Here is a 19032-nt window from a genome sequence, read left to right as displayed (position 1 = left end):
ACGAAAAGAGGTCGTCGCTGTGGCGTTTCCTTGGGTGGTCAGTCGAAGTGGCCGTTCTTCACGCTGGTGATGAAGGTGTTCCATGCGGTGGGGGTGAGGATGAGGGCGGGGGCGGTGGGGTTTTTGCTGTCGCGGATGCCTCGGTGGCTGTGGGAGAGGTCGGCGATCTCGACGCAGTTGCTTCCGTCTCCACCTGAGAGGGTGGATTTACGCCAGTGGACGCTGTGGAGCTCCTGGGCGGGGATGTCCATTGCTGTGGCGTTTCCTTGGGTGGATGGTCAGTCGAAGTGGCCGTTCTTCACGCTGGTGATGAAGGTGTTCCATGCGGTGGGGGTGAGGACGAGGGCGGGGGCGGTGGGGTTTTTGCTGTCGCGGATGCCTCGGTGGCCGTGGGAGAGGTCGGCGATTTCCACGCAGTTGCTCGCGTCGTGGCCGGAGAGGGTGGATTTGCGCCAGTGAGCGGTGTGAAGCTGTTGGGTCAGGTCGTCCATCGCTGGATCGCCTCCTTGATCTTGTCGCGTGAATCGCTCCGGGATAGGGCGTCCGCACGGATCAGGTCATATAGGAATTCTAGCCTTTTTATCTCTTCGGCCCGCTCGCTCGTCCGGTCCCCGGTGCTCTGGGAATCGATGTATGCCACGGGCGGTGCGTTTTTTGGCATGTCGGCGATGGTGAAGCCGCCCAGCAGGCCGAGCACGTTGCGCGCGCTGTGGGGGAGCACCTGCAGAGAGAGCCATCGGCTCTCCGACATCTCCAGAAGGTAGTGGAACTGTCCCCTCATCACCTCGGGATCGGCGACGGGACGGTGCAGGATGCCCTCGTCCAGGATGACCCAGAGCATCGGGGGATCGGGTCGGTGCAGAATGCTCTTTCTGCCCATCCGGTCCGCGACGTTCTGCTTCACCTGCTCGGGAGTGACGCCGGGGCTGCGGCTGAGGATGGCTTCCGCGTACTGCTCCGTCTGGAGGAGGCCGGGCACCATCAGGGGTTCCCAGATGCGCTGGGAGGTCGAGAGGGGCTCGAACTCCAGCCAGGGGCGGAACCAGTGGGGGACCTGGGTGGCCGTGCGGTCCAGGTGGTCCAGGAGGTCGGCGAGCGTCGTGCCCAGGTTGAGGGCCTCGTCGAGCTGACGGGCCAGCTTCCAGGTGGGGGCACGGTGGCCGTTCTCCAGCATGCTCAGCTGGCTCACGGCGAGGGGGACCGCGAGGCAGAGCTGCCTCTGGGTAAATCTCGACAAAAGCCGGTATTTCCGTAGCTCTCTACCGAATTGAACGCGCGTGGATTCATGGTAATCCGTATCGAACTCCGGCTCCGACTCTGTCTCGGGTGTGGGCTCCATCTCTGGATCCGGTTCTGGTATGACGCTCATCTCGCTCTCCTCTCGCTGTCTCCTGGGGATTCTCCTTCATTTGCATTGCGGAGGGAATGGAATACGGGATTTTCTTGGGTTCACAGTTTTGTGAACTTACTTCTCGAACTGTGAACCCCTGATAAGCGCGGATCTGCTTCCTTCGCGCCTCGGTGTTTGGGACCGTTTTCCCGTCGGGCCGATGCTGTCGCGGGATGTCAGCCGACGGCTCACGTGAGAACGGGTCGGTTCAATTCGGTCGGAAGGCGCAATCCCATGGAACCGGAGACGTTTAGCGAAATACTTCTGCTCGGTAATGTCGAAGCCGCTTCGAGGGCACGGGAGGAGGTTCGTAAATGGCTGGGGGAGGGGCATCCGGCCTACGAGAACGCGCGGCTGGCCGTGTCCGAGCTGGTGACCAACGCCGTCCGGCACGCTCGGCGCGGGGTGAGCGGGCAGGCCGGGGCCGGTGATGACGACCCGCTGATCCTGCGGCTGCTGGCGTACGGTGGCTTGCTGCGCGTCGAGGTCGTGGACGCGGGCCTCAGCGTCGAGGAACCCCGCCTTCGGGTGGACCCGGTGTCGCTGCTGATGGAGAACGGCCGAGGGCTGGCCATCGTCGGCATGCTCTCGGGCGGGAACTGGGGCTGCCGCTCCCACGGACGACAGCCCGGCCGGACCGTCTGGTGCGAGCTTCCCTCGGTTCCGCTCCCCGATGAGAACCTCTCCGAGCTGTCAGATCCGTCGGTCCCGGCAGCCTCGTCCGCTCCGGATGATCTCCTTCCTGGACCGCCCGCCTCCGCCTGAACGGAGGCCCGGCAGCGGTCGGGACCCTGAACCGCCCCCGGCGGGTAGTGGCACGCGGGCCCGTCCCCAGGAACCCGCGACCTGTGCCGCCCCGGCTCCACCTCCCCCGTTGGAGCCTCCGCCGGGGGCCTCGCGACGATCAGCGGATATCACCGCGTGGGGACGAGGGACGCCGCGACGCTTCGGTACAGCCGAATGTGTCTTCGGTCATACCGAATATCGACCTCACGAAGACGGCGGGCACCCGGCGCGGGTGTGTCAGAGCGCGTCCGGCACCCGGGTGAGCCGGAGGTCATTCCGGGGAGTCGGCGAAGATCACTATTTCGTCGATGTCGCCCTCGGGGGTGACGTGCACCACGTCCATCCCGGTCAGCAGGCTCCGGCCCGAGGCGTCCTCGTAGCGCCACCCGAAACGCGCCCACTCGTCCGGTGCGTCCACCCGGGTCGTACGGACCATCCGGCAGGGGCCGGACGGGTGCCCCTGCACCACCTCGGTGATGAAGTCCTCGACCGCCTTGCGCCCGACGCCTCGGCCCAACGGCCCCCAGAAGACGACGTCGGCGGTGAGAGCGCGGCTCAGAAGTGTGGCCCGCTGGGTGTGGTCAGCGGTGTTGGCCGCCGCGATGAATGCGTCAATGGCGTGATCATGAAGAGCGTCGTCCGTCACTTCGCGATGATAGCCAGCCGACCCGAGCCGCGAAGACGCGGACGCACCTCGATGTTCCGCAGGAACGAGCGCGGCCGGTCCCGTTGAAGGCGCCGAACAGCCGAACCTTCCCGATGTGCCCATCCGGGTCGTGTGGGGTGTGCGAGCCATGTGGGGCGGGAGAGGGAATTGGGGGTACATGGTGAGGTAAATCGCTTTTCAAGAAAATTTAAGCCTGATGCATCCATGCATTCCCTGTCCCACGAAAAGCCGCATAGAGAACTTTAAGGATGGGGGTGGGGATATGTACTCGGTGCTTCAGGCGATGATCGCCGGACTGATCGCCACGGTCGCCCTGGTAGGAGGAGCGATGGGTCATCACTGGCGCCACCGCCGGCACCGGCTACCCCTCCTGTCGAAATCGTGGGCGGACGACAACGAGGAGCTCCCCCCCGCCTCGGAAACCCGACGGTGAGGACAACGGCCACCTCGATGCCTCGTTCGTGCTGAAGATGCCCTTGGTCGCGACGAGCGTCCACGTCACCGGGACGGGGGCCTGCGCGGTGTCGTCGCGGCGTCCTGGAAGGCGTCCGGCGAGGGATGCGGTTTCATGCCTCGGCGTGCGGCGCTGAAGACGTGGCGGTCAGGTCGATCACGGGGGCTGACTTGATCTGTCTGATGAGCGCGTCGGCCTCCGCGTTCCAGCGGTGGGTGGAGGCGAGGACGGGATTCACCGGCATGCCGATGCGTTCCTGAGCACGGTCGGCGGCGGCATAGACGGCGGCCCGGTCGACCTCGCCGACGACAAGTATGTCGATGTCGTGGGGGACAGGTCCTGGGTTTCCCGCATGTCGGGCGGCCCATGAGCCGAAGATGAGCAGGCGCTCGGTGCCGGGGATGCCGGCGAACTCCTCGCTGATGATCGTACGAGGTCCGTACATGTAGTTCAGGATCTCGGTCACGGGCCGGAACAGGGGATGGTCGGGATTGGCGCGCAGGACGTGAGAGCGTCCGATCTCGGTAGTGGTGATCAGCTGTGCGTCGATGAGGCGATGGACCTCGGCGTGCAGGGTGGAGGGTGCCGTGCCCAGATCTCGGGCCAGAGAGGCGAGAGTCCAGTCTTGCCGGGGCCGTAGATAGATGGCGGCGAGGATCTCCGCCTGAGTCCGAGACTTGAAGATGGGAACGACGGGCGCTGCGACGCTTCGCATAAACCGAATGTATCTTCGGTTATACCGAATATCAATCATCGCGGCGGCCGACGGAGCCGTCGTCAGGGCGGCGGGGTCCGGTTGGAGCACCCCGCCGGGGGCTTTGTCCCGGTGCCGGGACCCGGTTCGGAGGGAAACGACGGAGATCTCATGCCGGCACGTGGCGTGCGGGTTTTTCCGGGTGGTGTCACATCGCCGTCAGCCGGTCGTACAGCTCCGGGCGCCGGTCGCGGAGGAACGGGCGGCGACGGCGCGAACTCGCGATCAGCTCCAGGTCGACTTCGGCGATCGCGACGTCGTCGCCGTCGTCACTCGCCTGGGCGAGGATGTCGCCGTCGGGGCCGTAGACGGCGCTCATCCCGAAGTAGTCCTTGACGCCTTCGCTGCCCACCCGGTTGGCGCAGATCACGAAGAGCCCGTTGAACACGGCGTGTGCCCTCAGTTCGAGCTGGAAGACCTCACGCATGGGCGCGCTCGCGGACGCGACCGGCACGCACAGCACCGAACCGCCTCGAAGGGCGACGATCCTGCTCAGCTCGGGGAAGTGCCTCTCGTAACAGATGATCGTGCCGACCCCGGTCTCACCCGTCTGCACGACCTCGGGCTCGGTGCCCCCCGGCCGGAAATAGAACTTCTCCGGGAATCCGTTGGAGAACGGCAGGTGGGACTTTCGATAGACCGACTTCAGCTCGCCCGCGACGTACGTGCAGGCGGCGTTGAAATACACGCCGGGAACATCACCGGCTTCGAATATCGAAGAGACCACCGTGATCCCGTGCCGACGGGATCGGTCGGCCGCCATCGTGTTCGACGGGCCGTCGAGACGCTCGGCCAGCTCGAAGTAATCCGGGTCCGGGTCAGGCTGCACGAACGGGACGGCGAACAGCTCGGGAAGAAGGACGATGCCGGCGCCCTGATCGGCGGCGGCGTCCAGGAGATCGCCGGCCCTGCCGATGGTCTCCGTCCGGTCGTCCGTGGCGCGGAGCTGAACCGCGGCGAGCTTCATACGATCACCTTCTCGGGAGTGGGCTGCGGCATTCCGGTCACCGCTATGCCGGACCGCGTGCGATAACGCTTGTTCACGGAGATGAGCACGGCGGTGAGCGGCTCCAGTTGGCGCGCCGTTCGCAGACGGCCGGCGTCGACTCCCCGGCCGCCGGTCACCTCGACGGCCAGTGCCATCACGCGCGTTTTGGCCTCCGCGTCGTCACCGCACACCAGCACGTCCTCGTGGGACAGGTCCGCGCCGGGATCGAGGAGGAGCGGCGCCGAGAGATGGTGGAACGCGCCGACGACCGTGGTGCCGGGTACGATCCGCGCCGCCTCCTCCGCGGCGCTGCCGTCCGGTACGTCCAGTCCGTACGGGCCGTGCCGGTCGAAGCCGAGGGGATTGACACAGCTGATCAGCAGCTTGCCGTCGAGGTCGGCGGCCAGACCGCCGACCAGGTCCGCGTGCCCCTTGTACGGTACGGCGAGGATGACGACCTCCGCGTCGGCGGCCGCCGACGCGTTGGTGTCTCCGCGGACGGTCGTTCCCACGGCGGGAAGCTCCGACAGGTCGGCGGCCGCCTGCGCGGCCCGGTCTCCGTCACGTGATCCCAGGATGACCTGGTGTCCGGCACGGGCCAGCCGGTATCCGAGGCCGCGGCCCTGAGGTCCCGTCCCGCCCACGATGGCGATGGTCGTCCGGGGAGAGTGGTGATCCATCGTTCAGTCCTTCGCGGCCATGGCAAGGCTGGTGAGCGTCCGCTCCTTGTCGCCGAGCGTGGAGATGATCGGGCATCTGACGCCGGCCTCGTGGTACGACATGAGCTTGTCGAATGCCTGCGACGTGGACCCGCACGCGGTGACGCTCTGCACCAGCGAGTTCGAGACGAGAGGCATCGCGCGCTTGATGTCCTCGGGGGTCGCGGGCCATCCCGCCACCTCCTGCAGCCGGTCGACCAGTTCGCGCTCCACGCCACAGTGCTCGGCGATGTGCGGCTGCTGCATGAGGTAGAGGGTGAGGAACGCCTTGCACGCGTCGATGGCCTCCTGCGGGTCGTCGTCGTTGACGCTGCATGCCACGATCTGGGTCAGGTCGATCCCCGCGCGACCGTCGGTGCGCTTGGCGACGCCCCGGCCGATCGCCTCTTTGGCGCCGGTCAGATAGGACGGCGGCAGGAGGAAGTCCATGTGGACGCCGTCGCTGATCTCTCCGGCGAGCTCCAGCATCTTCGGCCCGACCGCGCCGATGTAGATGGGGATGTCGACCGGCTTGTTCTCGCGGTACATGCTGTCGAATCGCACGTCGCGCATCTGCACGAACTCGCCTTCGAAGGAGACGAGTTCGTTGCGGAAGAACGCCTGGCAGACGGCGATGTACTCGCGCATCGAGGCGAGCGGCTTCACGAGCGGCTGGCCGACCTTCGTGGCGAGCGGCTCCCACCAGGCGCCGATGCCGAGGATCGCGCGACCCGGAGCCACCTCGTCCAGGGTCTTGAAGGTCACGGCCATCAGCGCCGCGTTGCGGCTCTTGTTGTTGACGACGCCCGTGCCGATCTTCAGGTTGGAGGTCCTGCTCGCGATGATGGCCGCGGGCACGATTCCGTCCCTGGCCAGGCGGCCTTCGGCCACCCAGACCGACTCGAATCCGTTCCGATCCGCGAATTCGGCCTGCCAGTAGGTCTGTTCGAGGCTCAGCCTCTCGCCGACGTGGATGCCGAGGGGAAGTTTCATATCCGGAGAACTCCGATCAGTCGGGGTCAGAAGAGGTGGGGCTTGCCCCGGGTCAGGAAGGATCCGCGACCGGGTTTCCCGTCGAAGGCTCCGTCGTTGACGAGGTGATGGCCGCGGGAGAACACGTGGACCGGTCGTCCGGTCACCCGCATGCCGTCGTAGAGGTTGTAGTCCGTGCGCATGTGCGAACCGGCCGTGGTGATGACGTGGTCCGCCGCGGTGTCCCACACGAGGAGGTCGGCGTCGGCGCCCACGGCCACCAGACCCTTGTGCGGGAAGAGCCCGAACAGCTTGGCCGGACGCGTCGCCATGAGGTCGACGAACCTGCACATGTCGATCCGGCCCGTCTTGACTCCCGTCTCCCAGACGACCATGAGCCGGTCCTCGACTCCCGGAACCCCGTTGGGAACCTTCGGGAAATAGCCGGGGCTGCGCAGTTTCTGCGGAGGGAGGTCGTTGGGCTGCTCCAGGCAGAAACCCGCGTGGTCGGTGGCCACCGTCGACAGCGCCCCCGTGGTGAGCGCCTGCCACAGGCCCTCCTGGTTGCCGCGCTCCCGGATCGGCGGCGAGCAGATGTACGCGGCGGCCTTCTCACCGAGTTCGGCGTAGTCCTCGTACGCGACCGCGAGATACTGCGGGCACGTCTCTCCCCACACCAGTGAGCCCCGGCTCCGCGCCTGGCCGATCTCCGCCGCGGCCGCCGCGCTGGAGACGTGCACCACGTAGACGGGACTGCCGACGGAGTCCGCCAGGACGATCGCCCGATGCACCGCTTCGGCTTCCGACTCGTGGCCGTGCGCCGTGGCGTGGTAGTTCTCGGCGGTGCGTCCACTCTCGATCAGCAATCGGGTCTCTCGGGCCACCATGTGGCCGTTCTCGGCATGCACCATCGGCAGCACGCCGTACTCGACCGCGAGTTCGAGGCCTTCGAGCAGCTGGCCGTCGTCGACCATCTGCGTGCCGGGGTAGGCCATGAAGAACTTCCAGCTCGACGCGCCTTCCCCGGCCAGGCGGCGCAGGTCGTCCAGCACGTTCTCCTGCTGGTCGCGCGGTGGCACGATGGCGTGCAGCCCGAAGTCGACGACGGCCTTGTCGGCGGCCACATCCCGGCGACGCATGTATGAGTCGAAGAGGGATTTGTCGGGCTCCTTCTTCACGAAGTCGATGACCGTCGTCGTCCCGCCGTGCGCGGCCGCGATCGTGCCGCTGTGGAAGTCGTCCGCCGTTCGGGTCGTGAAGCCGTCGATCGGATATTCCAGATGCGTGTGCACGTCGATACCGCCGGGGAGAACGAGCTTCCCGGTCGCGTCGACGACCTCGTCGGCCGACCAGTCGTCGCCGAGCCCGAGTGCGACGACGAGACCGTCACGCACCAGGACATCGGCTCGGATCGCGGCGTCGGCGTTGACGACGGTACCGCCTTTGATGAGTGTCGATCCCATCGTTTCCCCTCCTGAACGGCCGGTCACACCAGCTGGACGGTCGGTCTGATCAGCCGACGTAGTGCTCGTCGGCCAGCGTGAGCACCTCGTCCAGCACGTCGAGAGCCAGGTCGATCTCCGGCTCGCGGATGATGAGCGGCGGGGTCAGGCGCAGCACGTTGAAGTTCGCCGTGAGGTACATGCCACGCTCCATCGCCGCCTTGAGCACGCGGCTCACGGGTGCGGCCGCGGGCCCCTTGGCGTTGAACGGCACGAGCGGTTCGCGCGTGGCCCGGTCCTTGACGAGTTCCACTCCGTAGAAGAGGCCACGGCCACGAATGTCACCGATGCTCGGGTGCCTGCCGGCCAGGGTCGCGAGCCCTTCGCCGAGCCGCCGGCCCATGAGCCGGGAGTTCTCGACGACACCCTCGTCCTGCATGATGCGCAGAGAGGCGACCCCGGAGGCGCAGGCGAGCGGGTGTCCCGCGTAGGTGAGACCGCCCCAGAACATGTTGTCCCGCAACCAGTCGGAGATCTTCTCCGACACGGTCATCGCGCCCAGCGGGACGTAACCGGAGTTGAGCCCCTTCGCGGTGGTGAGGATGTCCGGGGTGACATCCCAGTGGTCGCAGGCGAACCATTCGCCCGTCCGGCCGAACCCCGCCATGACCTCGTCGAAGATGAGCAGGATGCCGTACTTGTCGCAGACCTCCCTCAGGGAGCGGAGGTATCCGTCAGGCGGGTACAGAAGCCCGTTCGTGCCGGTCACCGGCTCGACGATCACGGCGGCCACGGTGTCGGGGTTCTCGTACTGGAGGATCTCCTCCAGGTGCGGTCCCCCCGAGCAGACGGGGCACGGGTCGGGGTGGCCCGCGGGGCAGCGGTAGGTGTACGGATCGAGCATCCGCACCACGCCGGTCATGCCCGGCTCCGCCGCCCAGCGACGTGGGTCCCCGGTCAGCGCCATCGCCCCCGCGGTCGCCCCGTGATAGGAGCGGTACCGGGCCACGATCTTCTGGCGGCCGGTCACGTGACGGGCGAGGCGCACGGCGTTCTCGTTGGCCGCCGCACCACCGGTGGTGAAGAAGCTCATCTTCAGGTCACCGGGCGTCAGCCCGGCCAGCATCTCGGCCAGCTCCGCCCGGGACCGCTCGGCGAAACCGGGGCCGATGTAGCACAGCTGTTCGGCCTGGCTGCGAATGGCCTCGACCAGCTTCGGGTGCTGGTGTCCGAGGTTGAGGTTGACCAGTTGCGACTGGAAGTCGAGGTACTTGCGGCCTTCGTAGTCCCAGAACCAGGAGCCCGAGCCTCCGGCGACCGGGATGGGGTCGAGCGCGCCCTGGACCGACCAGGAGTGGATGACGTACTCCTTGTCGGCCTCCTTCACCCGCTGGCCGGTCCATGTCTGCGCGTCGGTGACGGTCATCGGATCGCCTTCCTTCGTCCCGCGGGTGTCACTGGGTCTTCGTCTCGGCGCCGAACGCGGCCAGGCGGGCCAGCGGGCGACCGGCGTTGGCGGCCGCGCAGATCACGAGGATCTCGCGGGGACGGGGGACGTCGGCGACCTGGAAGGTCACCGTCTGGTGGTGCGAGCGGGTCTTCGCGTCGAGCTTGTGCTTGAGCGGGATGTCGATCGGGCTGCCGGGGAGGCCGACCTTCTCGGCGGCGGGCAGGAGTTCGGTGCCGCCGGCCGCCTTGCGGAAGACGTTGCCGAACCGGAGGTTGTGGATCAGCGCCGAGCCGTGCTCGACCTCGCCGTCGATGCCGACGAGCGCGGCCTTGCCGAACGCCTCCACCTCGTCACCGAGCAGTTCCACGCAGGCCGGGCCGACGAGCTGCCCGATCTCCTCGCCCAGCTCGTCGGCGAGCGTCACCAGGTCCTGGACGTACTCGCTCGGGTACGGGTTGACGATCACCGCGCCGACGAACGCGACCCGGTGCGGGCGCTCGACCGGCCGCCCGTTCTCGAGCACGGTCTCCTCGAGATGCTTGATGATCTTGCGGACCTGGATGCTCACTTCGTCTCCTTCTATGGTTCATCTGATGAACCGTTGGTTCAATTTTTGAGGACGGCCGGGATTGTGTCAAGGGATTCGAGGATGGAAACCGGGCGCCCGTTCGTGGCCGCGGCGCCGGGATCAGTCCCGTCGGCCGTCCTGGGCATCCCGGGCGTCGTGGGTGACGTAGAGATCGGGGCGGCGGTCCGCCAGCGGCTGGTTGAACGGGTTGCCGCGCCGGGCCTCTCGCGACCCGATGAGGTCGATCTCGGCGAGCAACAGCTCTTCGCCGTCGTCGCTCGCGGGACCCGCGACGATCCAGCCGTCGGGGCCGACGATCACCGATCTCCCGACGAACTCCTGACCGCGCTCGACACCCACCCGGCTCACGCCCGCGACGTAGGACTGGTTGCTGTGCGCACCGGTCATGCACATGAGGGTGGCCATGGCCGGCACATCGGCCGGCTGGCCCGGCACGGGGACCCAGTTCGACGGAAGAACGATCAGGTCGGCGCCCTGGAGAGCCGCGCTGCGGAAGGTCTCCGGGAACCACGCGTCGTAGCAGATCCCCACCCCGATCCGCCCCAGAGGCGTGTCGAAGACCGGAAACCCCGCCTCGTTGCGGTGGTAGACGGCCTTCTCGTCGTTCCAGAGGTGGGCCTTGCGGAACGTTCCGACGTGCCCGTCAGGGCCTATCAGCACGGCCGAGTTGTACGCCCGGTCGCCCTCGCGTTCGGTGACACCGGCGACGATCCAGAGACCGTGTCTCCTGGCGAGTGCGGCCCAGGCCGAGCAGGCCGGTCCTTCGGGGACGTCCTCGGCGTACCGAAGGGCCTCGGCGCGGTCCGCGAAGACGTACCCCGCGGAGGACGCCTCGGGAAGGACGACGAGCCGCGCACCGGCCTCGGCCGCCTTCGTGATCCACTTCGACGATCGCTCGATGTTGCCGGCGACGTCACCGATGCGCGGGCGTAACTGCACGCCCGCCAGGATGAACCCGGTCACCACGGCGCCCTGACGGACATGTACTCGACCTCGGGATACTCGGCCATCCCGGCCCGGCGGCCCTCACGCCCCGGACCGGACTGATTGACCCCGCCGACGAACCCGCCTTTCTGCACACTGCCGGCGATGCCTTCGGCCGCGGCGATCGTGTCGGTAAGAGATGTCATGGGCGAACTCCTCGTCGCGCCTCCTTGGCGCCGATCAGTTGGTGGCCTGGCCCCCGGTCAGGGAACTCGGCAGGACGATGTCCGTGACGCTCAGCAGTTCACTCAGCCTTCGAGCGGCCTCGATCACCGATTCCGCCACCGAATCGATGCGGTCACGCGTGATGCGATAGGTGGGGCCGCCGATCCACACCGCGTAGGGCGTCGAGTCCCTGACCCGTACCGGCGCGGCCACGGACGCCGCGCCGACTTCGAGCTCGTCGTAGGCGAGGGCGAAGCCGTTGCGGCGGACCGAGTCCAGCGACTCGATGAACGCGTCCAGACCGCCCAGCTCCTCGGGGGCCTTCTCCGAGAACTCGGCCGCGAAATCCGTCCGCACCGCCTCCGGATCGAGGGCGGCGAGCAGAACCTTGCCGGTCGAGGTCGCCCACACGGGCTGGGTCCGCGGGACGGGTTTGAGCGTCTGCCCGATCAGCGAGGGCCCGGCGACCTGTGCGACGACCATGACGTTGGGTGGCAGGAGCACGTCGAACCCGGAGGTCTCCTTGGTCTCCTCGGCGAGTTGCCGCAGGACGCCGCGCATGTGGCCGTAAGCGCCGTCGCGGTCCAGCAGTCCTCCGACGATCGAGAGGAGGCCGAGTGAGACCCGATAACGGCGGGTGTCCGGATCGAGTGTCAGCCAGCTCTCCCGTTCGAGGACGGTGAGCACGCGGTAGCACGTCGCCTTGGGGATGCCGGCCTCCCTGGCGACCTCGCTGAGCCCGACACCCTCCGGGTGGGCGGCCACGGCACGAAGCAGCCAGATAGTCCGGCGGACGAGTCCCGCTTCGCTGGGTGCCATTGTCTCCTCCGTTGAGGTGATGTGATCGACGGTTGCGGCCATCATCGTGGCAGGCTCGCCGGGTGTTGTCCGTGCCTTACACCGACTTATGCCGCATAACGCACGAACATCATCTGCTACTTGCCCCCGGCGGTGAGTTCCACGGTCTCCGGCTTGTAGCCCTCGCCGGTGATGTCGAATCCCTCCGCCTTGAGTTCCTGGTCCGCCTTCTCGGTGAGGTCCCTGCGGAAGGCGCCCTCACCGGGGTCGGCCTTGAGCACCTTGGCGTCGATCGCGATCTTGATCGTCTGGTCCCACGCCTTCTGGTCGACGGTCCCGACGCCGTCGGGTGAAGGCCACACGAGCTTGTTGACCTCGTTCAGCATCCACGTCTGGTGACCCTGGCCGAGCGCGCTGCCGTTGTTGAGGACGATCTCGACACAGCCGGCCAGGTCGTCCCGGCAGAAGCCCCAGCCCTTGTACGTCGCCTTGAGGAACTTCACGGCGACGTCCTTGTTGGCGTCCTCGGCCAGCCAGTCGCCACGCGCGTAGATACCGTCCTCAAGGCTCGTGTATCCCGCGTCCTGAAGGCTGATGGCCGAGAAGTCCTCCGGCTTGTACAGCGCGCCGGTCTCGGGGTTGACGGTCTCCAGAAGCTGGGCGTACTCGTTGTAGATCTTGGCCTGGGCCGCGTCGACCTCACGCTTCAGCAGCAGTGACATGTCGAACGGCTGCTGTACGACGGTGACGTCCTTGGCCGGGTCGACGCCGGCGCCCTTCATCGCCGCGAACAGCACCAGCTCGTTGCCGAACCCCCAGCTGCCGACCTTCTTGCCCTTGAGGTCCGCGAGCTGCTTGATGCCCGAGTCCGCCCAGGCGACCTGCAGGTACGCGCCGCGCTGGAACACCTGGCCGATGTTGACGAGGTCGGCCCCCTGCTCCCGGGTGGCCATCGTCTTGGTGACGTGGCTGACCGCGAACTCCGCGTTGCCCGCCGACAGCACCTGCTGCGGCACGATGTTGACGCCACCCTCCTGGATGGTCACATCGAGACACTCGGCGTCGTAGTAGCCCTTCTCCTTGGCGGCGTAGTAGCCGGCGAACTGCGACTGCGCCACCCACTGGAGGACGAGCCTGACCGGGGTTCGCGTCTGACACGAGGTGGTGTCCTCCGCGCCGGACCCGGAGGCCGTGGTGTCCTCCGACATGCCACAGGCGGACAGGGAGAGCGTGGCGGCGACCACCACGGCGCCGACGGCGCGGCGATTGACCCGTGGGCGCGGGAGGCGCCGAAGGGAGCGGAACATTGTGGCTCCTTCAAGGAAGTAATCGTGGGGGGAAATGACCGGAGATCACGTCTCGTCGCTGTGAATCGACTCGTGCCAGGGCATCAGAAGCCGCTCCAGCAGCGAGATCAGCCCGAACGTCGTGAGCCCGAGCAGGCTGGCTACGAAGATCCCTGCCCATGCTTCGGCGAAGCGCGGCAGGGCTGCCTGATAGGCGATGTACACCCCGAGCGCATTGCTCGGACCACCGAAGTACTCGGTCACGATGACGCCGATGACGGCCAGGGTGGACCCGAGCTTGAGCGCGTTGAAGAGATAGGGCAACGCGTTGGGGAGTCGCAACATCAGGGAGATCTGTCGCGGTTGTGCCGCCAGCGACTCCATGAGCTCCAGGTGCAGCGGTGAGATCTGGAGCAGGCCCCTGGCCGTGTTGACCAGGACCGGAAAGAACACCATGACCGCTGCGACGCCGGCCTTGGAGGCGAGGTTGGTCACGCCGAACCAGTTGTTGAAGATCGGCGCCAGCGCGACGATGGGAGCGCAGTTGACGATCACGGCCATCGCCAGGACCGGGCCCGCCACCTTGTGGAAGCGGCTGACCACCAGCGCCACGAGGATGCCGGCGACGGACCCGAGAACGAGGCCGAGCAGGACCGCCCTGACGGTGACGTTCGAGGCGGAGAGGATCGTCGGGAACTCCGATGCCAGTGCCGAGGCGATTTCACTCGGCGCGGGCAGGATGAACGACGGGACCTGGAACAGCCGCACCGCGAGCTGCCAGGTGCCCAGGATGACGACCGCGGCGGCCAGGACCGGCAGTCCTCGCCTGGCAGCCGTCCCGGCCCGTCCGGCGGTGATCGGCATCGAACGCCTGCTTTCGGTACGGCTTTCGGTACGGACGCTCACGGCGCGTCCTGGGCGGCCGACGTGCCGTGCAGAGCGGACCTGACCTCGGTGACCTTCTTGAAGTACTCGGGTGTCGTCCGCGTGGCGGCGGAACGCGGGTACGGCAGATCGACGTCGATGCTGGTGGCGATCCGCCCGGGGCGAGAGGACATCACCACGATCCGCGACGACAGGAACACGGCCTCCGAGATGCTGTGCGTCACGAAGACGACGGTCGTCCTCGTGTCGGACCAGATCCGCAGAAGCTCACCCTGAAGGCGCTCCCGGTTCATCTCGTCGAGTGCGCCGAGCGGTTCGTCCATGAAAAGGATCTTCGGGTCCGCGGACAGCGCCCTGGCGATCGCCACGCGCTGCTGCATGCCGCCGGAGAGCTGCCACGGGAAGTGGTGGGCGAACTCGGACAGGCGGACGAGTTCGAGCATGGACGTGGCCTTGGCCCGCCGGGTCTCCTTGGCCACACCGGCGACCTGGAGCGGCAACTCCACGTTGCGCTGGACGTTTCGCCAGTCGAACAGGCCGGCCTGCTGGAAGACCATCCCGTAGTCACGGTCTCGCCGTGCGGCGCCGGGGGCTTTGCCGTTCAAACTCACCGAACCGCCGGTGGGTTGGGTGAGGTCCGCCATGATCCGCAGGAGCGTGCTCTTCCCGCAGCCGCTCGGACCCAGCAGCGACACGAACTCGCCTTCGGCGATGGACAGGTCGATGTCCGTCAGCGCCGTCACGGAACGGTCCGTCCCGCTGTTGAACTCCTTCGTGACACCGCTGACACTGATGATTGCGGATTCAGGCATCGTGGGCTCTCCAGGGATCGGAAGAGAGATGGCGGTCATCGGCTGTGCCGGTTGCGGAGGGCGAATCGCTCGATCCAGCTGAGGAGCTGGACGAACACGATCCCCGCGACGGCCGCGACAAGGACGGCGGCGTACAGCTTCTCGGGGCCGTTCGAGTAGTAGTAGGCGAAGGTGAGGATGGCTCGGCCGATTCCTCGTCCCGTGCCCGCCGACAACTCACCCACGATGGCGCCGACGACACTGGCGGTGGCGGCGAGTCGTAGCCCCGCGAAGAGGTACGGCAGCGCCGCGGGCATGCGGAGCCAGAGCAGGAACTGGAGCCTCCCGGCACCCACGCTGCGCATGAACTCCGTCTGCACCTTCGGCGGTGACTTGAGCCCTCGCAACGCGTTGATCGTCACGGGAAAGAAAGCCAGGTACGCCGCGATGCCGGTGACCGCGACCCACGGAGGCAGCCCTGCCTTGCCGCCCCAGATGACGATCATCGGGGCGATGGCGACCAGCGGAATGGTCTGCGAGGCGACCAGCCACGGCATGAGGCCACGCGAGACCGGCGGGATGTGGAGGAAGACGATGGCGAGCGCCAGTCCGAGGAGCGATCCGGCCACCAGGCCGTAGGCGGCCTCGCGCAGCGTCACGGAGGTTTCCCCGAGCAGGTAGACGCCCAGGCTGGTCGGGTTCCCACGGCGGGCGGGTTCCACCAGCGCGCCCAGGATCGTGCCGAGGTGTGGCATGGACAGATCGTCGGTCGCGACCGGGAACGGTATTCCGAGCAGTCGGTCGCCTGTCGCCTGGCCCAGCGCCTTGTAGCCCTCCCAGAGGGCGGCGAGGAAGGCCAGGACGGCAAGGCCGACCACCCCGCCTGTGAGCCGGGATCTCAGGGCCGTTGTTCTCGCCAGGGCTGTGCTCGTGATCGCGACCTCCCGCTTCGGAGGGGGCTCCGGGGTGGTGGGTGCTGTGGAGGGGGTTTTCATGGCCGTCATGCCGGTCCACTCTCCGAGTCGTGGGGAGAGACATGTCACGGTGCGGTGTTCATCGCCTGCAATGAACCATCGGATCGCTCAGCGATCCGATGGTTCAATGTAGGTGTGGCGTTCATCCGCCGTCAATGGTTCGTATGAAAACTTCAGGTCTCACTGTTTGTGCCTCAGTAGCCTGTCCGAAACCCGTGGCCGGTGGAAGGTAATCGCCTGTGAGCTGCACACACTCCTGATCCGGAGGATCCGTTCAACGGATGACGTGCCGTTTCGGGCACTCGCCGGGAGTCCTGAGCCTCAGGGTCACCGACACCGGTCGCCCGTCCCGGCCGATGGAGCGGTCGTCAGGACGGAGAGGGCCGGTCCAGGGTGGTCGCGGCGTCCTGGAGGGCGTTCAGCAGCGGGACGAGCAGGGGGTGCCGTTCCGCGCCCCGGCGTACGGCGGTGAAGACGCGGCGTTCCGGGCCGGGCACCGGGCGGATCACCACGCCGGACGGGTCGGTGCCGCGCAGGGCGAGCCGTGGCACCATCGCCACCCCGGCCCCGGCGGCGGCGAGCGCGACCACCGCGCTGAAGTCGTCGGAGGAGTGGGCGAACTCGGGGGTGAAACCCGCGTGCTCGCAGGCCAGCGCGATCACGTCGTGGCAGGGATTGCCGGGGTAGGGGCCGATCCACGTCTCGCCCGACAGGTCCGCGACCGTCACCTCGCTCCCGGAGAGGCGGTGGCCCCGGGGGAGCACCAGGTCGAACGGCTCGGAGTAGAGCGGGATGCGCGACAGCCGCCGGTCGTCCTCGGCGGGGGCTCCGCGATACTCCACGGCCACGGCCGCGTCCACCGCGCCGTCCAGGACCATGGTGAGGCTCTGGTCGCCCTCGGCGTCCAGGACGCGCACCCGGATGCCCGGCTCCTTGCCCCGCAGGGTGCCGATCGCGGGAGCCACGACGAGCCCGATCGCGGTGGCGAAGGAGGCCACCTTCACCTCGCCCGCCGTACCGGCCGTGTAGGCGGCGATGTCGGCTTCCGTCCGTTCCAGCTGGGCGAGGATCTCGTTGGCGTGGTCGAGGAGGATGCGCCCGACGGCGGTGAGCCGCACGCCCCGGCCGTCGCGGTCGAACAGCCGGTGGCCGACCTCGTGCTCCAGGGCGGCGAGCTGCTGGGAGACCGCCGAGGGGGTGAGGTGCAGCGCGGCGGCGGCCGCGGTGACCGTGCGGTGGTCGGCCACCGCACGCAGGGTCCTGAGCCGCCGCGTGTCTATCACCTCCGTATTCTCACCGAGGTCGCCCGCGAACCGTGACGCGGGTTCGGCACAGGGCCGGGATACGGAGCTCTGAGCACCGTTGACGCCGTAGCCACCGACCGCGAAGTTCGTTACCCGGTGCTCGCTCCGACGACTCGTGTGCCGGGATCGACGGCGCCGGGTGATCGTGGGTCCGTCAGGGGTTCGCAGGCAGGCGATCGGCGAGCCGGTCCGGTTCCGAGACCGGTGCGAGTTCGAGCGGTGCGGATACTTCTTCTCACTCGCGAGTCATGGTCGGGACACCACCCCGGTGGACGGCGTTTCCGGCTGCGACCCCAAAAGGCCCGTCGCCGACGGGGATGGTGGCGATGACCGTGTTGGTCGTGGTGTTGATCACCGACACGGAATCCGAGCTCAGGTTGCTCACATAGGCGTGGGTGCCGCCGGGGGCGATCGAGATCCCGAAGGGGCTCTGGCCGACGGGGATGGTGGCGGTGAGCTCGCCTGTCATGGTGTTGATCACCGACACGGTGTTCGAGGTCAGGTTGGTCACGTAGGCGCGGAGGCCGTTGGGGGTGATCGCGATCCTGAAGGGGCTCCGGTCGACGGGGATGGTGGTGACCTTGTTGGTCAATGTGTTGATCACCGAAACGATGTTCGAGTCCTGGTTGGTCACGTAGACGTGGGCGCCGTTGGGGGTGATCCCGATCCCGAAGGGGTGGTGGCCGACGGGGATGGTGGCGGTGACCTTGTTGGTCAATGTGTTGATCACCGACACGGTGTCCGAGTCCTGGTTGGTCACGTAGGCACGGAGGCCGTTGGGGGTGATCCCGATCCTGAAGGGGTGGTGGCCGACGGGGATGGTGGCGGTGACCTTGTTGGTCAATGTGTTGATCACCGAAACGATGTCCGACTGCGTGTTGGTCACGTAGACACGGGTGCCGCGAGGGGAGACCGCGATCCCCAGCGGGTAGTCGTCGACGGGGATGGTGGCGGTGACCGTGTTGGTCGAAGTGTTGATCACCGACACGGTGACCGATCCCTGGTTCGTCACATAGGCGCGGGCGCCGTTGGGAGAGATCGCTATCTCGAGAGGGGCGCGGCCGACGGGGATGGTGGCGGCGACCGTGTTGGTCAATGTGTTGATCACCGACACGGTGTCCGACTGCGTGTTGGCCACATAGACGAACCTCGGAGGTTGCGTGGTCGCCGCAGCCGGGACGGTCATGGCTGCCGTTACCGCCAACCCCGCCGCGACGGCCACAGCGGTCATGAACGGACGGATCTGGGATCGCCTGTGCCTTGGGAATCGGCTGGACGGTTTCCGGCGGTGATTCTCAATCGGGTTTCTCATCCAAAGCCGAAGCACCAGAACCTCCATCGACATCACAGGGTCTCGTTCTACGCCCATATGGCATCGCGCCCGGGAAAACGACACGCCGATTTGAACCCCTGCGATCATTCACTTGATCGATTCATCGCTCGACGGCAGCGGGCCGGGCGGTCCAAACCCTGTTAAGGCCACGTGTCAATCGCCTCCGCGATCGTGCTCCGCCCCCGCTCGCCCGAATGAACGGGCGGAGTTTCGGGGGGGGGGGGGGGGGCCTTTTTGTCCCCCCCCCCCCCCCCCCCCCGGGGGGGGGGGGGGGTGGGGGCGCCCCCCCCCCCCCCACACTAGTGGGCGGGGGGGGGTGGGG

The 19032-nt window shown here is 67.4% G+C and carries 21 protein-coding genes; 1 reads left to right on the top strand and 20 read right to left on the bottom strand.

What is annotated here, in order from left to right; all coding sequences use genetic code 11:
- Positions 1-38: 38 nt before the first annotated feature.
- Genes ACFY3V_RS35665 through ACFY3V_RS35655 form a run of 3 tightly spaced genes read right to left on the bottom strand, consistent with a single transcriptional unit; the run spans position 39 to position 1369 of the window.
- Positions 39-251 (bottom strand): DUF397 domain-containing protein, encoded by a 213-nt coding sequence (locus ACFY3V_RS35665; RefSeq protein ID WP_389779594.1) that lies wholly within the window; start codon positions 249-251, stop codon positions 39-41.
- 27 nt (positions 252-278) lie between these two features.
- Complete coding sequence (locus ACFY3V_RS35660; RefSeq protein WP_389779592.1) at positions 279-491, bottom strand: DUF397 domain-containing protein; 213 nt, start codon at positions 489-491, stop codon at positions 279-281.
- Complete coding sequence (locus tag ACFY3V_RS35655) at positions 479-1369, bottom strand: helix-turn-helix domain-containing protein (protein WP_389779590.1); 891 nt, start codon at positions 1367-1369, stop codon at positions 479-481. The genes ACFY3V_RS35660 and ACFY3V_RS35655 overlap by 13 nt, the downstream gene beginning before the upstream one ends.
- A 255-nt stretch (positions 1370-1624) precedes the next feature.
- Between ACFY3V_RS35655 and ACFY3V_RS35650 the strand changes: the two genes are divergently transcribed.
- A complete protein-coding gene (locus ACFY3V_RS35650; protein ID WP_389779588.1) occupies positions 1625-2155 on the top strand; it encodes an ATP-binding protein in 531 nt (176 codons plus the stop codon).
- A 292-nt stretch (positions 2156-2447) separates the two neighbouring features.
- On the opposite strand, the gene ACFY3V_RS35645 is transcribed toward ACFY3V_RS35650, so the two are convergent.
- From ACFY3V_RS35645 to ACFY3V_RS35565, 17 genes are all read right to left on the bottom strand, one after another.
- A complete protein-coding gene (locus ACFY3V_RS35645; RefSeq protein WP_350945743.1) occupies positions 2448-2822 on the bottom strand; it encodes a nuclear transport factor 2 family protein in 375 nt (124 codons plus the stop codon).
- Between the two features lie 587 nt (positions 2823-3409).
- Positions 3410-4012, bottom strand: coding sequence for a winged helix-turn-helix domain-containing protein (locus ACFY3V_RS35640; RefSeq protein ID WP_389779585.1), 603 nt, complete (start codon positions 4010-4012; stop codon positions 3410-3412).
- Between the two features lie 187 nt (positions 4013-4199).
- Positions 4200-5018: a carbon-nitrogen hydrolase family protein gene (locus tag ACFY3V_RS35635; protein ID WP_389779583.1), complete on the bottom strand. Its 819-nt coding sequence runs from the start codon at positions 5016-5018 to the stop codon at positions 4200-4202.
- Positions 5015-5719 carry an NADPH-dependent F420 reductase gene (gene npdG, locus ACFY3V_RS35630; protein WP_389779581.1) on the bottom strand — a complete coding sequence of 235 codons (705 nt, stop codon included), beginning with the start codon at positions 5717-5719 and terminating at the stop codon, positions 5015-5017. Before npdG ends, ACFY3V_RS35635 begins: the two co-directional genes overlap by 4 nt.
- 3 nt (positions 5720-5722) lie before the next feature.
- Positions 5723-6730, bottom strand: a complete 1008-nt coding sequence (locus tag ACFY3V_RS35625; protein ID WP_350945739.1) for an LLM class flavin-dependent oxidoreductase — start codon at positions 6728-6730, stop codon at positions 5723-5725.
- Positions 6731-6756: 26 nt separating this feature from the next.
- Complete coding sequence (hydA, locus tag ACFY3V_RS35620) at positions 6757-8172, bottom strand: dihydropyrimidinase (protein ID WP_362907494.1); 1416 nt, start codon at positions 8170-8172, stop codon at positions 6757-6759.
- A gap of 49 nt (positions 8173-8221) precedes the next feature.
- Positions 8222-9577, bottom strand: coding sequence for an aminotransferase class III-fold pyridoxal phosphate-dependent enzyme (locus tag ACFY3V_RS35615; RefSeq protein WP_362907496.1), 1356 nt, complete (start codon positions 9575-9577; stop codon positions 8222-8224).
- 28 nt (positions 9578-9605) lie between these two features.
- Positions 9606-10169 (bottom strand): amino acid synthesis family protein, encoded by a 564-nt coding sequence (locus ACFY3V_RS35610; RefSeq protein WP_362907498.1) that lies wholly within the window; start codon positions 10167-10169, stop codon positions 9606-9608.
- A gap of 120 nt (positions 10170-10289) precedes the next feature.
- Positions 10290-11153: a nitrilase family protein gene (locus tag ACFY3V_RS35605; RefSeq protein ID WP_389779578.1), complete on the bottom strand. Its 864-nt coding sequence runs from the start codon at positions 11151-11153 to the stop codon at positions 10290-10292.
- Entirely contained in the window at positions 11150-11320 is a 171-nt protein-coding gene (locus tag ACFY3V_RS35600; protein WP_362907502.1) for a hypothetical protein, read from the bottom strand. The genes ACFY3V_RS35605 and ACFY3V_RS35600 overlap by 4 nt, the downstream gene beginning before the upstream one ends.
- Before the next feature lie 34 nt (positions 11321-11354).
- On the bottom strand, positions 11355-12158 hold the full coding sequence (locus ACFY3V_RS35595; protein ID WP_362907504.1) for an IclR family transcriptional regulator: 804 nt from the start codon (positions 12156-12158) through the stop codon (positions 11355-11357).
- Positions 12159-12274: 116 nt separating this feature from the next.
- On the bottom strand, positions 12275-13444 hold the full coding sequence (locus ACFY3V_RS35590) for an ABC transporter substrate-binding protein (protein WP_389779575.1): 1170 nt from the start codon (positions 13442-13444) through the stop codon (positions 12275-12277).
- A 45-nt stretch (positions 13445-13489) separates the two neighbouring features.
- Positions 13490-14287: an ABC transporter permease gene (locus tag ACFY3V_RS35585; RefSeq protein ID WP_362907508.1), complete on the bottom strand. Its 798-nt coding sequence runs from the start codon at positions 14285-14287 to the stop codon at positions 13490-13492.
- A 38-nt stretch (positions 14288-14325) separates the two neighbouring features.
- Complete coding sequence (locus ACFY3V_RS35580) at positions 14326-15120, bottom strand: ABC transporter ATP-binding protein (RefSeq protein WP_362907510.1); 795 nt, start codon at positions 15118-15120, stop codon at positions 14326-14328.
- Between the two features lie 35 nt (positions 15121-15155).
- Complete coding sequence (locus ACFY3V_RS35575) at positions 15156-16103, bottom strand: ABC transporter permease (RefSeq protein ID WP_389779572.1); 948 nt, start codon at positions 16101-16103, stop codon at positions 15156-15158.
- Between the two features lie 338 nt (positions 16104-16441).
- Complete coding sequence (locus tag ACFY3V_RS35570; RefSeq protein WP_350945728.1) at positions 16442-17356, bottom strand: LysR family transcriptional regulator; 915 nt, start codon at positions 17354-17356, stop codon at positions 16442-16444.
- Between the two features lie 256 nt (positions 17357-17612).
- Positions 17613-18608, bottom strand: coding sequence for a YncE family protein (locus ACFY3V_RS35565; protein WP_362907516.1), 996 nt, complete (start codon positions 18606-18608; stop codon positions 17613-17615).
- Between the last annotated feature and the right edge of the window lie 424 nt (positions 18609-19032).

The sequence above is a fragment of the Streptosporangium sp. NPDC000095 genome (assembly GCF_042899335.1).
GTDB lineage: Bacteria > Actinomycetota > Actinomycetes > Streptosporangiales > Streptosporangiaceae > Streptosporangium.
This window is presented reverse-complemented; position numbering and strand designations above follow the sequence as displayed.

What these genes read in the sequence shown, in the direction of transcription:
- ACFY3V_RS35665 (WP_389779594.1), bottom strand. Translation starts at nt 251, where the DNA reads ATGGACATCCCCGCCCAGGAGCTCCACAGCGTCCACTGGCGTAAATCC.
- ACFY3V_RS35660 (WP_389779592.1), bottom strand. Translation starts at nt 491, where the DNA reads ATGGACGACCTGACCCAACAGCTTCACACCGCTCACTGGCGCAAATCC.
- ACFY3V_RS35655 (WP_389779590.1), bottom strand. Translation starts at nt 1,369, where the DNA reads ATGAGCGTCATACCAGAACCGGATCCAGAGATGGAGCCCACACCCGAG.
- ACFY3V_RS35650 (WP_389779588.1), top strand. Translation starts at nt 1,625, where the DNA reads ATGGAACCGGAGACGTTTAGCGAAATACTTCTGCTCGGTAATGTCGAA.
- ACFY3V_RS35640 (WP_389779585.1), bottom strand. Translation starts at nt 4,012, where the DNA reads ATGCGAAGCGTCGCAGCGCCCGTCGTTCCCATCTTCAAGTCTCGGACT.
- ACFY3V_RS35635 (WP_389779583.1), bottom strand. Translation starts at nt 5,018, where the DNA reads ATGAAGCTCGCCGCGGTTCAGCTCCGCGCCACGGACGACCGGACGGAG.
- npdG (WP_389779581.1), bottom strand. Translation starts at nt 5,719, where the DNA reads ATGGATCACCACTCTCCCCGGACGACCATCGCCATCGTGGGCGGGACG.
- ACFY3V_RS35625 (WP_350945739.1), bottom strand. Translation starts at nt 6,730, where the DNA reads ATGAAACTTCCCCTCGGCATCCACGTCGGCGAGAGGCTGAGCCTCGAA.
- hydA (WP_362907494.1), bottom strand. Translation starts at nt 8,172, where the DNA reads ATGGGATCGACACTCATCAAAGGCGGTACCGTCGTCAACGCCGACGCC.
- ACFY3V_RS35615 (WP_362907496.1), bottom strand. Translation starts at nt 9,577, where the DNA reads ATGACCGTCACCGACGCGCAGACATGGACCGGCCAGCGGGTGAAGGAG.
- ACFY3V_RS35600 (WP_362907502.1), bottom strand. Translation starts at nt 11,320, where the DNA reads ATGACATCTCTTACCGACACGATCGCCGCGGCCGAAGGCATCGCCGGC.
- ACFY3V_RS35595 (WP_362907504.1), bottom strand. Translation starts at nt 12,158, where the DNA reads ATGGCACCCAGCGAAGCGGGACTCGTCCGCCGGACTATCTGGCTGCTT.
- ACFY3V_RS35590 (WP_389779575.1), bottom strand. Translation starts at nt 13,444, where the DNA reads ATGTTCCGCTCCCTTCGGCGCCTCCCGCGCCCACGGGTCAATCGCCGC.
- ACFY3V_RS35585 (WP_362907508.1), bottom strand. Translation starts at nt 14,287, where the DNA reads ATGCCGATCACCGCCGGACGGGCCGGGACGGCTGCCAGGCGAGGACTG.
- ACFY3V_RS35580 (WP_362907510.1), bottom strand. Translation starts at nt 15,120, where the DNA reads ATGCCTGAATCCGCAATCATCAGTGTCAGCGGTGTCACGAAGGAGTTC.
- ACFY3V_RS35575 (WP_389779572.1), bottom strand. Translation starts at nt 16,103, where the DNA reads ATGACGGCCATGAAAACCCCCTCCACAGCACCCACCACCCCGGAGCCC.
- ACFY3V_RS35565 (WP_362907516.1), bottom strand. Translation starts at nt 18,608, where the DNA reads ATGACCGCTGTGGCCGTCGCGGCGGGGTTGGCGGTAACGGCAGCCATG.